Annotated in this window: 11 protein-coding genes; 6 read left to right on the forward strand and 5 right to left on the reverse strand. The window is 74.2% G+C overall.

Annotated elements, in window-relative coordinates; genetic code table 11:
* Positions 1-74: 74 nt before the first annotated feature.
* Together ACFVXG_RS21045 and ACFVXG_RS21050 are read left to right on the forward strand one after the other, a co-directional pair.
* On the forward strand, positions 75-1,217 hold the full coding sequence (locus ACFVXG_RS21045; RefSeq protein ID WP_387929580.1) for a serine hydrolase domain-containing protein: 1,143 nt from the start codon (positions 75-77) through the stop codon (positions 1,215-1,217).
* A complete protein-coding gene (locus ACFVXG_RS21050) occupies positions 1,205-1,771 on the forward strand; it encodes a hypothetical protein (RefSeq protein WP_387929582.1) in 567 nt (188 codons plus the stop codon). Before ACFVXG_RS21045 ends, ACFVXG_RS21050 begins: the two co-directional genes overlap by 13 nt.
* A gap of 59 nt (positions 1,772-1,830) precedes the next feature.
* Here ACFVXG_RS21050 and ACFVXG_RS21055 read toward each other — a convergent pair whose 3' ends face one another.
* Positions 1,831-3,219 carry an alpha/beta fold hydrolase gene (locus tag ACFVXG_RS21055; RefSeq protein WP_387929584.1) on the reverse strand — a complete coding sequence of 463 codons (1,389 nt, stop codon included), beginning with the start codon at positions 3,217-3,219 and terminating at the stop codon, positions 1,831-1,833.
* A gap of 227 nt (positions 3,220-3,446) precedes the next feature.
* On the opposite strand from ACFVXG_RS21055, the gene ACFVXG_RS21060 reads away from it, so the two are divergent.
* Positions 3,447-4,436: a helix-turn-helix domain-containing protein gene (locus ACFVXG_RS21060; protein WP_387929586.1), complete on the forward strand. Its 990-nt coding sequence runs from the start codon at positions 3,447-3,449 to the stop codon at positions 4,434-4,436.
* A gap of 65 nt (positions 4,437-4,501) precedes the next feature.
* Here ACFVXG_RS21060 and ACFVXG_RS21065 read toward each other — a convergent pair whose 3' ends face one another.
* The 4 genes from ACFVXG_RS21065 to ACFVXG_RS21080 form a co-directional block, all read right to left on the reverse strand.
* On the reverse strand, positions 4,502-5,311 hold the full coding sequence (locus ACFVXG_RS21065) for an alpha/beta fold hydrolase (protein ID WP_387929588.1): 810 nt from the start codon (positions 5,309-5,311) through the stop codon (positions 4,502-4,504).
* A 196-nt stretch (positions 5,312-5,507) separates the two neighbouring features.
* A complete protein-coding gene (locus ACFVXG_RS21070) occupies positions 5,508-7,007 on the reverse strand; it encodes a PQQ-binding-like beta-propeller repeat protein (protein WP_387929590.1) in 1,500 nt (499 codons plus the stop codon).
* A 142-nt stretch (positions 7,008-7,149) separates the two neighbouring features.
* Positions 7,150-7,770 (reverse strand): hypothetical protein, encoded by a 621-nt coding sequence (locus tag ACFVXG_RS21075; RefSeq protein ID WP_387929591.1) that lies wholly within the window; start codon positions 7,768-7,770, stop codon positions 7,150-7,152.
* Positions 7,771-7,801: 31 nt separating this feature from the next.
* Positions 7,802-8,554: a DUF6215 domain-containing protein gene (locus tag ACFVXG_RS21080; RefSeq protein ID WP_387929592.1), complete on the reverse strand. Its 753-nt coding sequence runs from the start codon at positions 8,552-8,554 to the stop codon at positions 7,802-7,804.
* Between the two features lie 344 nt (positions 8,555-8,898).
* Here ACFVXG_RS21080 and ACFVXG_RS21085 point away from each other — a divergent pair, with 344 nt between their 5' ends.
* From ACFVXG_RS21085 to ACFVXG_RS21095, 3 genes are all read left to right on the forward strand, one after another.
* Positions 8,899-10,329, forward strand: a complete 1,431-nt coding sequence (locus ACFVXG_RS21085; protein WP_387929594.1) for a protein kinase — start codon at positions 8,899-8,901, stop codon at positions 10,327-10,329.
* Between the two features lie 264 nt (positions 10,330-10,593).
* A complete protein-coding gene (locus ACFVXG_RS21090; RefSeq protein ID WP_387929596.1) occupies positions 10,594-11,283 on the forward strand; it encodes an alpha/beta hydrolase in 690 nt (229 codons plus the stop codon).
* A gap of 167 nt (positions 11,284-11,450) precedes the next feature.
* Positions 11,451-12,128, forward strand: coding sequence for a hypothetical protein (locus ACFVXG_RS21095; protein ID WP_387929597.1), 678 nt, complete (start codon positions 11,451-11,453; stop codon positions 12,126-12,128).
* Positions 12,129-12,261 lie beyond the last annotated feature (133 nt).

Raw genomic sequence — 12,261 nt, forward strand, 5'->3', positions numbered from 1 at the left:
CGGTCGCCCTGGCCCGATCCAGCCCGTACCGTGGTCCGGTCGATGATCTTGGCAGGGAAGGGCGGGCACACACCATGCAGCAGTACCAGGGCTGGGCCGACGATCACTACGGCGCCGTCGCGGACGCCTTCGCGCAGAACTTCGCCGACTTCCCCGAACTCGGTTCCGCCGTCACGGTGTTCGTCGGCGGCCGCAAGGTGGTCGAGCTGTGGGGCGGCACCGCCGACGAACGCACCGGCCGGGCCTGGACGCAGGACACCGTCGTCCCGGTGTTCTCCTGCGCCAAGGGCGCGGTGAGCATCAGCGCCCTGCTGCTCGCCCAGCGGGGCCGACTCGACCTGGACGCCCCGATCGCCCGCTACTGGCCCGAGTTCGCGCGCCACGGCAAGCAGGACGTCACCACCCGGATGATCCTCGGCCACCGGGCCGGCATCCCGGCGCTGGACGCGGTGCTGCCCTTCGAGGAGGTCGCCGCCTGGGAGCCGGTGATCCGCGCGATCGAGGCCCAGCAGCCGATCTGGGAGCCGGGCACGACCTACGAGTACCACGGCCATGTGCTCGGCTTCGCGGTCGGCGAGGTGATCCGCCGGATCACCGGCCTGACCCCGGGCGCGTTCCTGCGCGAGGAGATCGCCGAGCCGCTCGGCCTGCCGCTGTGGATCGGCCTGCCGGATGGCGAACTCCCGCGCCTGGCCAGGCTGGTGGAGGCCGAGGGCCGCCGCCCGATGCCCGGGCCGGAGCACCTGCTGACCCGGATCGTCACCATGAACGGCGCGCTGGTCTTCCCCGGCCTGGACGCGCCGCACGGCTGGAACGACCCGGCCCTGCACGCGATCGAGCTTCCCGGCGCGGGCGCGGTCGCCTCCGCCACCGGGCTGGCCGGCCTCTACGCGGCCGCGGCCACCGGGCTGGACGGCGGGTCCCGCCTGCTCTCCGCCGACACCGTGACCGACGCGGTGCGCGAACTCTCCTCCGGCCAGGGCTTCCTGGGCTTCGACATGGGCGCCCGCTGGGGCTCCGGCCTGCTGCTCGACTCCCCCGCCTTCCGTCCGCTGCTCGGCGCGCGCAGCTTCGGCAACGACGGCGCGGGCGGCCAGTTCGCCTTCGGCGACGACGAGTTCGGCGTCGGCTTCGGCTACGTCGCGAACCGGATGATCGGCCACGGCGACGCCCGTGCCAACCGGCTGATCGAAGCGGTGCGCGGATGCCTGTCGTGATGGACTTCCTGGCACAGCTCACCGGGCTCGCCGTCACCGGCGACTACAGCGATCTGCGCTACGGCGCCTCGCTGCCCGAACTCGCCGCCCGTTACGGCGATCCCTGGGACGCCGGGCGCCTCCACAAGGATTCCCGCTGGCCGCACGCCTTCGGCTGGGGCGACGCCTGGACGGTGTTCTGCCGCTGCCGCCGGCTGCGCTCCTTCTCCCTTCCGGCCTGGCACGGAGAGCTCGAACTCCCCCAGCCGTTCGGCGAGCTGGACACCATCGACACCCGCGTCACCGAGTCCGCACTGGCCGCCTCGCTGACCGCCGCCGGCTGCGCCTGGGAGACGGTGACCTACGAGAACATCCCCGGCCAGCGCACCCTGGAGGTGGCGCCGGCCGAGGAGGTCCGGGTCGGTTTCGTCCTGGTCGACCGGTTCTCCCCGGACGAACCGCCGCTGGACGACTGGCTGTTGCACAAGGTCGGCCTCTGGGGCTACGACCACCCCGACTGCCCGGAGCCCGACCCCGCCCTCCCCGACGACGGCTGGGGCGCGGCCGAACTCTGAGGCGGTGGCGGGCCGTTCCGTCCCCTGTGCGGAACGGTCCGCCACCGACCCACGGCCCGCTACTTCAGCAGGAAGTCGTAGACCGCCTGCCGCCCGGCCGGGTTCGCCGCCCGGGTCTGCACCGAGTGCGAGGCGCCCGGGACGATCACGATCTGCGGGTCGTGCGTCAACTTCGCCTGCTGGTACAGCCATTCGTACGGGGTGGAGAGGTCCCGGTCGCCACCGATCAGCAGCACCGGCACGTTGGGCAGCTTGCGGTGCGCCGGCGGGAGTGGCGGCACCTGCTCGCGCGGCCAGTCCAGGCAGACCAGCAGGCTGCCCAGCCCGGTCGCGGTCGCCGGGTCGTACGGCCAGGTCTCCTCGGCCGTCAGGTCCTGCCGGGTCTCCTCCAGTGCGGCCGCCCGGCCCTCGACCGGGGTGTCCCCGGAGCCCCACGGGTAGCGGCCGTCCGCGCACAGGGTGGCGGCGTGCAGACCCTGGCTGAGCAGCTCGGCCGGGGCGGCGTCGTTCTTGTGGACGTCGTCGATGAAGGACTGGAGCTTCTGCGGGTTGCCGCCGGCGGCTTCGTGCAGGGCTTCCGGCACCCCGCCGTAGTTGGGGTCGGCGAACTCGTAGCTGGTGAGCGCGTCCAGGATCTGCGCCCCGTTGCCGTACTTCCGCACGGTGGTGGCCAGGTCGGCGGCCGGGTCGGTGGTGCAGCCGGTGGCCTGGCAGGCGGCGCGCAGCACCCGGGCGGTGGCGGGCAGCGCGACCAGGTCCATCGGGTCGTAACCGCCCTGCGGCACCACCGAGTCGAGCACCAGCCGGTCCACGTGCGCCGGGTGGGCGAGGGCGTAGCGCTCGGCGACGAAGGTGCCGTAGGAGACGCCGTCCAAGGTCAGCCGGTGGTCGCCGAGGGCCTGGCGCAGCAGGTCGATGTCGCCGACGGTGTCCGCGCTGCTGTAGTAGCGGGCGTTCGGGCCGAGGGCGGCGGCGCAGTCGGCGATGGACTGCTTGCGGGGCACGGCGAGGTCGGAGGAGCCCATGTCCTCCTGGAGGCCGGGGCACTGCAGGGCCCGCTCGCCGGTGCCGCGCTGGTCGTACATGATCAGGCGGTAGTCCTTGAGGACGGGCTCCAGCTTGCTCGCGATCCGGCGGATCAGCGGCACGCCGGGCTGGCCGGGGCCGCCGGCGAGGAACAGCAGGTCGCCCTTGGGGGCGTCGGCGTTGCCGGTCATCGCCACGGCGAGCTGGAGGGTGCCGGGGGTCCGGCCGCTGTGGTCGAGCGGCACGGTGATGGTCCCGCAGGTGAATTCGGGCGCGCCCTGGCAGGGTGCCTGCCCGGTGATGCCTCCGCCGTGCCGGTCCGGTTGGGCCGGGGCCGCGACGGCGGGGCCGGCGAGTGTGGTGCCGGCGACCACCGCGACGGCGCCCAGCAGGGCGGCGATGCGGCCGCGCGTGCTCGTCATGTTCGTCGGGGTTCCTTCCGCTCGCGCCGCGTCCGTGCTGACGCGGTCACGGGAGAAGCCTGCGCCCGGGCGACTTCGATGGCGAGCATTCGTGCCAGGATTCGACCAGGGTCGAAGGGTTGACGACCGAAAGGGCGACAAACCCGACCGTTCCGGCAGGTCAGCAGTTCCGCAGTTCAGCGGTCCAGCAGTTCAGCAGCTCAGCGATTCAACAGAGGAGTGGCGGCATGATCCGGCTCACGATCGACTCGACCGGGCTCGCCCGCACCCGGTTCGTCGTCTCGCCGCTGCACGAGGCCGTCAACACCCTGATGGCCAGCGGCGCCAACTCCCGTACCGGCCCGTACGCCTGGGTCGGCCGGACCCGCCGGGTGCTGCGCCGGGAGAAGCTGGAACTGCTGTCCGGGCTGGCCCTGGAACAGTCGGGCGGCTACATCCCCGACTTCCTCTCCCCCCACCCGACCGGCCCCGAGCCGACGGTGGCGGAGCAGCTGGAAGCCGTCCGCCGTACCCCACCGGAGCGGGTGCGGGCCGAGCTGGACACCGCTCTGCACGGCCTGGCGGCAGCGAATCTGAGTGGCCGCCAGCTGTCGGACGTGGTGCTGCGCACGCTGGAGCGCGGCCCGCGCTACTTCGCCGAACGGGTGGCGGACGAGCTGGGCCGCTACTGGGAGGCAGCGCTCGCCCCGCACTGGCCGGACGCCCGGGCGGTACTGGACGCCGAGATCGACCGGCGCGGCCGCTTCCTCGCCCGGCACGGCTCCGGCTCGCTGTTCAACTCCCTGGCGCCGCAGCTCTCCTGGGCGGACGGGCTGATCCAGCTGGAGAGCCGGTTCGAGGTGTGCCTGCCGGCCCGCATGGTGCTGCTGATGCCGACACTGGTGAGCCAGGAGATCCACGTGATCCTCGACCCGGTCGACGGCCTTGACCGGGCACCGACACTCATGTACCCGATCGCACCGTCCGTGCCCGTGCTCCGCGCACCCGCGCCCGCCCTGGCCCAGCTGGTCGGGCCGACCCGGGCGGACCTGCTGGCCGCGCTGGTCGACCCGACGACCACCGCGGCGCTGGCCGCCCGGCACTTCCTCAGCGCCGGAACGGTCTCGTACCACCTGGGGGTGCTGCACCGCTCGGGCCTGGTCAGCCGGGTGCGCAGCGGGCGGGAGGTGCTGTACCGACGGACGCCACGCGGGGAGGAGCTGGTGACGGCGCGCTGAGGAGCACGGGACGACACCCGCATGAGCGAGCGCGTACGCCTGATCCCGCGCCCCTCAGGCCGGTCTCACACCAACGCGCGCGGAAGCACCACCCGCACCCATTCCTCCGGCTGCGAAAGGTGCGGAGCGTGGCCGGCGCCCTGGTAGAGGTGCCGTTCCGCCTTCGTGAGGGTGAGGTCGATGATGTCCAGCACCTCGCCGTACATCGGCGGGCTGTCGTCGCTCTGCGTGAGCAGCACGGCCTCGTTGAAGCCGCCGAGCGCGGTCAGGTCCAGGTCCAGCGCGTCCGGGTCCCGCAACTCGTCCAGGTAGGTCGGGGCGTTGCGGATGAAGGTGTGCCGCACCGGCGCGGGCAGCTGCGCCCACGCCCCCGGCCCGAAGGCGACCGTCTCCACGAACAGCTCCGCCGCCGCGGCCGACTCCGCCTGCTCCAGCAGCTCCCGGACGGCGGCGGTCCGGCCGGCCAGTGCGGCGGCGATCGGCCGCAGCTCCGGGTCGGTGAGCAGGATGCCGGTGCCCGGCGGCTCGTGCACGGCGACCCCTCGCAGCAGGTCGGGCCGGACGGAGGCGAGCCGCAGCGCGATCAGCGCACCGTACGAGTTCCCGCAGACGAAGGCCGGCGCCAGCCCGAGGCCCTCGATCAGCCCGGCCAGGTCGGCGGCGTCCTCGTGGACCGAGCCCTGGGTCAGCGGGTCCTCGCTGCGGCTGTGGCCCCGGCGGTCGTAGGCGACGACGGTGGTGGACTCGGCCAGGCCCGGCATCACCCGGGCCCAGGAGTCACCGTCGGTCCAGCTGCCGTGCACCAGGACGACCCCGGGGCCTTCGCCTTGGGCCTCGTAGTGCAGCCCGACCCCGTTCACCCTGATCTCGGCCATCACGAGCCTCCCGATCTCGGCGGTGCTCCCTCACCAGCCTGACACAGGCGCGCGAAACGGACAGTCCGGTCGGATCGGGGACTCGAGCAGGTTCGGCGGTGCTGCTAGTCGCACCTCTGGTCTGGACGCTGCAGGGGCCGGCGCCGAGGTCCACGCAGGCCGGCCCAGCCGTGCCCTCGGGTCGCGTCCGGCCCCCTCAGCTGATCCCCCGGACCGGCGGCTCGTCCCTGGTCCCGTCCTCGGCGACCACCGTGAACTGCTCCCGGCCCGCCGCCGAGAGGTCCACCGGGTACAGCGAGGCGGTGTCGTTGACGTCCAGCTCGCGGCTCTGCCGGCCGGTCGCGGCGTCGATCCGGGTCAGCTTGTCGCGGGTCATCGCCCACACCGACGTCCCGTCGACCAGCACGCCCGTCACCTGGTCGTCCAGGCCCGCCGTCCACTGCCGGGTGCCGTCCGCGAGGGAGTACGCGACCAGCCGGCCGGTGGCCGTGCGGCTCGGGTGCGGGCCGCCGCTGATGCTGACGTCGCCCTGCCTCTCCCCCGGCACGATGAACAGGTCCCCGACCACCACCCCGCCGAGCAGCGGCCGGGCGGTGAACTCGTCGAAGGCGTGGACGCCGCCCAGCATCACGTCCAGGTCGTACTCGTCGCCGGAGACCGCTATCGCGGCCCGCTGCTTCCCGGCGCGGTCGAAGCTGAGCACCGCGTGGGTGCCGTGCTCGGCCTGGGCGTCGACCCAGACCGCGAGCGGGTCGACGGACACCACCATGAAGTTCTTGAGCCCGCCCTCGGCCGGCATGGCGGCCCGCGTCCGCCCCTGCCCGTCCCCGGGCGCCACGGTGCGCACGACCGCCGTCCCGTCACCGCACTCCGCGGCCGTCACCACGTCCTGGCCCCCGCCCGCGACCTCGATCGGGGTGCACCCGGCGTCGGGCGCGCTGCGCCACAGCTCCCGGCCGTCGGTCAGCCGTACGGCCCGCCAGCCGTCGGTGCCCTGCAGCACGGCCTGGGTGCCCGCCACCGCGACGAGGTCGGAGTCCGCGGTGTCCCCGTCCCGGGCGGGCGCGTTCACGGTGGCGGTCCAGCCCTGCTTGCCGTCCGCGAGGTCCAGCGAGGTCACCGCCGCGCAGGGCTTGCCGGGCGGCGAGTGCCCGACCAGGCCGATGCCGCCCGCGCCGATCCCCCGGCTCATCGTGCACACCGAGTCGGAGCCCGGCGGCGTCCACTGCCAGGCGACCGACCCGCCGCCACTGCGGTAGGCCACCACCTGGTCGGGGCGGACCCGCACCACCAGGCTGCCGTTGGTCCAGCTGCCGATGGCGCGGACGGTGGCCGGGTGGTCCGCCGGGGCCTTCCAGGAGTCGTTGAGGCCGTCCCCGGCGAAGCCGAGGAAGATCCCCAGCCCCAGCACGGTGCCGACGGCCGCCGCGGGGAGCCCGCGCCTGGGGTGGATCAGCGCCCAGACGAAACCGGCGCCGCAGGGCAGCAGGCCGAGGATGCTGATGGCGCCCATGTACCGGAGGCTGGCGCCGCCGAACCCGTTCGCGGGGCCCAGCAGCACGGCCAGGCCCATGCTCGCGAACAGGGCCCCCAGCACACCGCCGGCCACCACCGGCCCGGTCTCCTTGTGCCTGGCGAGTCCGGCCAGCCACCTCGTCCTCGCCCGGACGACGCCGTCCGCGGGCCCCTTGGCCATGCCCGTCTCTCCCCTGCGAAGCGCCGCCCCCGCAGTAGGGCGACGATCATCGGATCGTCGCAGAACGGGACAAGATCCTAAACAAAGAGCAGGGAAAACCCCTCCCTTCCCTGCGCATGGGAGGCCCTGACCGGCGCGATCGTTACGAATCACGCCCAGCGGCCCCACACCCACCAGCCCCTCGTCCACCAGCCCCACACCCATCAGCCCTGGACGCCGCAGCCCCGCGCGCCGCCGCCCACACCTGCCCGGCCAGCATCTCCGGAGCCCGCGCACCGTCGACCACCAGGTCGCACCCCCGCCGCAGCGGCTCGACGTGGCGCTCGTGGGCGGCCCGCCGGTGCAGCACGTAGTTGCGCAGCAGCACCTCCAGCGGGAAGCCGCCCCCGACGCACTTGCGATCGATCTTGCGCACCAGCCGGAGGTCCGCCGCCAGGTCGACGAAGACGTCGAACCGGCGACAGGGGCGCTGCGGGGCGACCCGGCGGGCGAACAGCCCCTCCACGACCACCACCCGGGCCCGCGCGAGCGCGGCGTCGACGTCACCGGCGAGCCGCGCGCCGTCCACCGAGCCCGGATCCCCCACGTCCAGCCGGGGCACCCCGGCCTCGTCCGACGCCCACACACCGCCCTGCCCGGGCTCGGCGAAGTAGTAGTCGTCCCCGTGCAGCACCCGCACCCGCTCGGGCCCGACTATGGCCGCCAGCGCCGCGGCCAGGGTCGTCTTGCCCGCGCCGGCCCCGCCGGTCAGGGTCACCAGCATCTGCGCCCCCTCCTCGTCGGCCGCGGCCGCGTCAGCCCGCCGCCCAGCCAGGGAGGCCCGGCAGTACCGCCTCGGCGAGGCGGTAGAGGGCGGCGTCGTCGATCGGCAGGGAGTCCTTGCGCCAGACGCTGAGCTCGAAGCTGCCGCCGGTCCCGTCCGGGTTCTTCGCGACGGCGAGCGCGTGGGCGGGGGCGCCGGTGCCCGCGGTGGACTTGCCGCCGCCGAGGGAGAAGGACAGCGTCATCGTGGGGGTGCGGTAGAACAGCGCCTTGTGCCCGAGCACGGGTGCGCGCGGGTCCGCCGGCGGGTAGAGCCGGGCGTAGTCGTCCACGTCGATGTCCGTGCTGTCCGCGAGTTGCACGTAGAGCTCGTTGAACTGCACCTCCGCCGCGCCGTAGCCGTCCTTGTCCGGGCCCGGACCGCCGCCCAGGGTCATCCCGGGCTGGGCCGCCAGTACCCGCTCCTTCGGCACGCCCATCAGCACCGGCAGGTCGGGGCGGTTGAGCGCGGCGCACAGCGCCGGGTACCTGGCCGAGTCCGTCGGCTTCGCCGGACTGCACTTCGCCGGCTCGTTGTTCGGCGCGAGGCCGCGGCCGTCCCCGGTCAGGTACCAGAGGCCGGCGAACAACGCCCCCACCAGGACGACCGCTAGGGCGACTTGCAGGCCCACCCGCGGCTTCCGGCCTTCGGCCTCGGGCCCGGGCTCCGGTCCCGACTCCAGCTCCGCCCCAGGCCCCGGCTCGGCGGCGCCGGTCTCCACGATTCCCCCACGATCACCAGTCACCGGCGGACCCTACCCCCGCCGCGGCCCGTCCGCACCGGCATTTCCCCGGTTGCCCGCGGCTGGCTCCCACCCCCGTGGGGAGCCGGCCTCGAGCAACCCGGTCAGGCCGCCCCCGGTCCATCACGTTGAGCTGCACGTGGTCCGAGCCGTACCGGAAGGCGAGCGAATGGAGTTCGCCGGTGTGCGGGTCGTGGATCGAGTGAGCGTCGGCACTGCGCCCCTCGGACGCGGCACCTCACGACCTCGGCCGTCGCCCCACCGAGGAGGGTGCCGAACGGCCTTGCCCCCGGGGTAGGTTGAAGCGGGACCGGGGCACGGGCGCCGGATCGCGGAAGGGGCGGGGGATGCAGCCGGGCGAGGTACTCGACGGGCGGTACGAACTGGTCGAGCAGATCGGCGAGGGCGCCTTCGGCGCGGTCTGGAAGGCCCGGGACGCACGCATCCGACGCCTCGTCGCCGTCAAGGTGATGCTCCCCGGCGCCACCGGCTCCGCCAAGGACGCCGCCCGGTTCGCCCGGGAGGTGGCCACAGCCGGCGCGCTCAACCACCCGTCCATCGTCACCGTGCACGACTTCGGGCAGCACCGCACCGCCGAGCGCCCGCTGTTCTTCCTGGTCATGGAGTTGCTCGACGGCGCCCCGCTCAGCCGTCACCTGGCCGACGGGCCGCCGCCGCTGCTCCGGGCGCTCGACTGGGCCGCCCAGATCGCCGGGGCACTGGCCACCGCGCACCGGGCCGGGGTCGTCCACCGGGACGTCAAACCGGCCAACGTGATGGTCCAGTCCGCCGGTACGGTCAAGGTGGTCGACTTCGGCATCGCCCGCACCGGCACCGCCGACGACGGCGTGACCAGCACCAACGTGATCGTCGGCACGCCCGCCTACATGGCCCCCGAACGCTTCGAGAACCGCGCCCTCGACGCCCGCTCCGACCTCTACGCCTTCGGCTGCCTGCTGCACGAACTCCTGACCGGCCGAACGCCGTTCAGCGGCACCCTGTACGAGCTGATCCGCCGGCACGGCGAAGTCCCGCCGACCGCCCCGAGCGCCCTGCGGCCCGGGCTGCCGGCCGAACTCGACGCGCTGGTGCTCGGCCTGCTCGCCAAGGACCCGGCCCACCGCCCGGCCGACGCGGACGGCGTGGCCGAACGCCTGCGCCGGATCGCCGAGCCGCAACGGGCCGCCGGGCACCGGCCCACCCTCCTGGACGCCCACACCGCCGAACCGGACCCGTACGTCCTGGCCCGCCGCCAGGAGGCGGACGCCCTGCTCGAGAGCGCCCGTACCGAAGTCGCCCGGCTTCGCGAGCAGTTCGAGGCCGAGGCCACCTTCCTCCGCCGCCAGGCCGAGCAGGACGTGACCGACATCCGGACCCGCACCGAGTCCGCGGCGCAGCAGATCATCGCGGACGCCCGGGCCCGCGGCGAGCAGCTCGAACGGGAGTCCGCCGCGCGGGCCGCGGCCAGCCTCCAGCAGCTCGGCGAGACCGAGCAGCGCGACGACCTGCTGAGCCGTCAGGCCGACAAGCTGCGCGGCGACGCCGAACAGCTGCGGCGCAGCGTGGACAACGCCCGGCGGCAGGCCTCGGACTTCCTGGCCGACGCGGTCGCCAAGGCCGGCCTCGGCCCGGTCCCGGAGCCCCGGCAGCAGTCGATCGCCCCGCCCACGCAGCAGCGGCGGCGGCTCCCGAGCATGCAGGAGCTGCTGGCCGGGCGCTCCCGGGCGGCCGAGCGGAACGGGACGAACCCCGAGAGCGGCCGCCGGGGTCGCGGCTAGGCCAACTTCGGTTTGCTTTGGCCAAGTTGACGAGGGGACGAGCTCGACCCGTCGCGGCACCACCGTCCACGCTCACCCGACCGGGTGAGCCTCAGCGCCCGGCCGCACGCGCCCGCACGGCCGCTCGTCGGATCCTGCGGTCCCTCCTCACGCACCGCGACCCGCCGCCGGAACCGTAGAATCCGGCTGTCCCCTCCGGACACCACCACCCCGACCGTCATCTCCCGACCGTCACCCCCTGACCGTCCCCCAGGAAGGACCGGCGTGTTCCGAGCGCAGCGCCCGCACACCGCACAGCTCACCCCGTGGGAGGGCGACGGACCGGTCTCCGGCGTCGCCCTGCTGCTGCCCGGCGGGTTCATCCGGAGCAAGCTCGGACCACTGCGGATCGCCGAACTCGGCCTGCAGGGGCTCGCCATCGAACTCACCGACCGCGGCCGTCCGCACGGGATGGCGGTGCACCTACTGCGCTACCGCTACAGCGGCTGGAACGGCGCCGACGCCGACACCGCGGTCGACACCCGCTGGGCACTCGACGAACTCGACCGCCGCTACCCGGGCGCGCCGGTGGTGCTCGTCGGCAACTCGCTCGGCGGGCGGGCCGCGTTCTGGTGCGCGGGCCACCCGAACGTCGTCGGGGTGGCCGGGATCGCCCCCTGGCTGCCCACCGGTGACCGGGTCGACCAGCTCGCCGGACGGCGGGTGCTGATCGTGCACGGCACCGCCGACCACAGCGCGGCCAACGCGGCCCAGTCCCTGGAGTACGCGCTGCGCGCCCGGCAGGTCGCGCCCGACCTCGCGCGGTACGAGGTGCCCGGCGGAAGCCACTACCTGGTCCGGCAGAGCGCCGACATCAACGCGCTGACCACGGACTTCACCCTGGCCGCACTGGGCGCCGGGGATACGCCGCTGGCGACGGGGGCGGTCTGCACCCGGCTGCCGGCCCGGGCGTAGCCGCGGGACGGACTCCCGGTCCGACCCTGCCGATCGGCAGGGTCGGACGCCGGAATCGGTGATCGCATTATGCCGATCGGCACATGCGCGGAGGGGTCGTCAGCGATCAGTCTTGGAGTCACCGAGACGGCGGCCACCGGGGCCGCCGCAGAAGGGGGGCCTCCACCGTGTTCCGCACTCTCCGTACCACCTCCGCCCTCCGTACCGCCCGCACCTTCCGCACCCGGGCCGCCCGTACCGCCGCGGCCGCCCTCGCGGGGCTCGCCGTCGTGGCGGTCACGGCATCCGCCCCGGCAGGAGCGGCCGCCTCCACCGACCCGACCACCACCACCACCGCCACCGCCAGCGCCACCGCCCGGGTCAGCGGTTCCGGCCGGATCCACTACGCCCTCCGCCCGGACGACGACATCCGCTTCACCGTCGACGCGGAGGGTGCCCCCAACAGCCGCCCGCTCCCCGGCATCCCGCACGGACTGCCCACCGATGCCCGGGGCACCGTCCACTTCTCCCACCACGTGGTCGGGACCACCGAGGTCCACGAGGCCGATGCCACCGTCGACTGCCTCGCCACCGGCGGCCCCGTCGCCACCCTGACGGCCGTGATCACCAAGTCCGACGTCATGCCGGTCGGCCAGCGCATAGGCCTGAGCGTCTACGACGCCCACGGCCACGGGCGGGACCGCCTCGGCTTCTCCTGGGGCGTCGGCAATGCGGACGTGGACAAGGACGGCAATCCCTACCAGCCCGTCGTCGGCACCTGCATGGCGCTGGCCCCCTTCGCCCCCGTCACCGGCGGTGGCTTCGCCGTCCACTCCGTCGAACTGCCCACCCCGTCCGCCCCCTGACCCAGGCCGAAGCACCTGCTGTGCTGGTAGCCGCTGTCGTGGGCCGCAGTCTGCGCCAGCGCGTACTGGAACGGCACCGCGACGGCCGCGACCGGCAGCACCACCCAGAGCGCCAGCTGCCCCAGACCGGTCC

This window comes from Kitasatospora sp. NPDC058162 (assembly GCF_042884005.1).
Classification (GTDB): domain Bacteria; phylum Actinomycetota; class Actinomycetes; order Streptomycetales; family Streptomycetaceae; genus Kitasatospora.

Coding starts and splice junctions, on each gene's coding strand:
- ACFVXG_RS21065 (WP_387929588.1), bottom strand. CDS start 5,311: ATGGCCGAGATCAGGGTGAACGGGGTCGGGCTGCACTACGAGGCCCAA.
- ACFVXG_RS21045 (WP_387929580.1), top strand. CDS start 75: ATGCAGCAGTACCAGGGCTGGGCCGACGATCACTACGGCGCCGTCGCG.
- ACFVXG_RS21085 (WP_387929594.1), top strand. CDS start 8,899: ATGCAGCCGGGCGAGGTACTCGACGGGCGGTACGAACTGGTCGAGCAG.
- ACFVXG_RS21050 (WP_387929582.1), top strand. CDS start 1,205: ATGCCTGTCGTGATGGACTTCCTGGCACAGCTCACCGGGCTCGCCGTC.
- ACFVXG_RS21070 (WP_387929590.1), bottom strand. CDS start 7,007: ATGGCCAAGGGGCCCGCGGACGGCGTCGTCCGGGCGAGGACGAGGTGG.
- ACFVXG_RS21075 (WP_387929591.1), bottom strand. CDS start 7,770: ATGCTGGTGACCCTGACCGGCGGGGCCGGCGCGGGCAAGACGACCCTG.
- ACFVXG_RS21060 (WP_387929586.1), top strand. CDS start 3,447: ATGATCCGGCTCACGATCGACTCGACCGGGCTCGCCCGCACCCGGTTC.
- ACFVXG_RS21055 (WP_387929584.1), bottom strand. CDS start 3,219: ATGACGAGCACGCGCGGCCGCATCGCCGCCCTGCTGGGCGCCGTCGCG.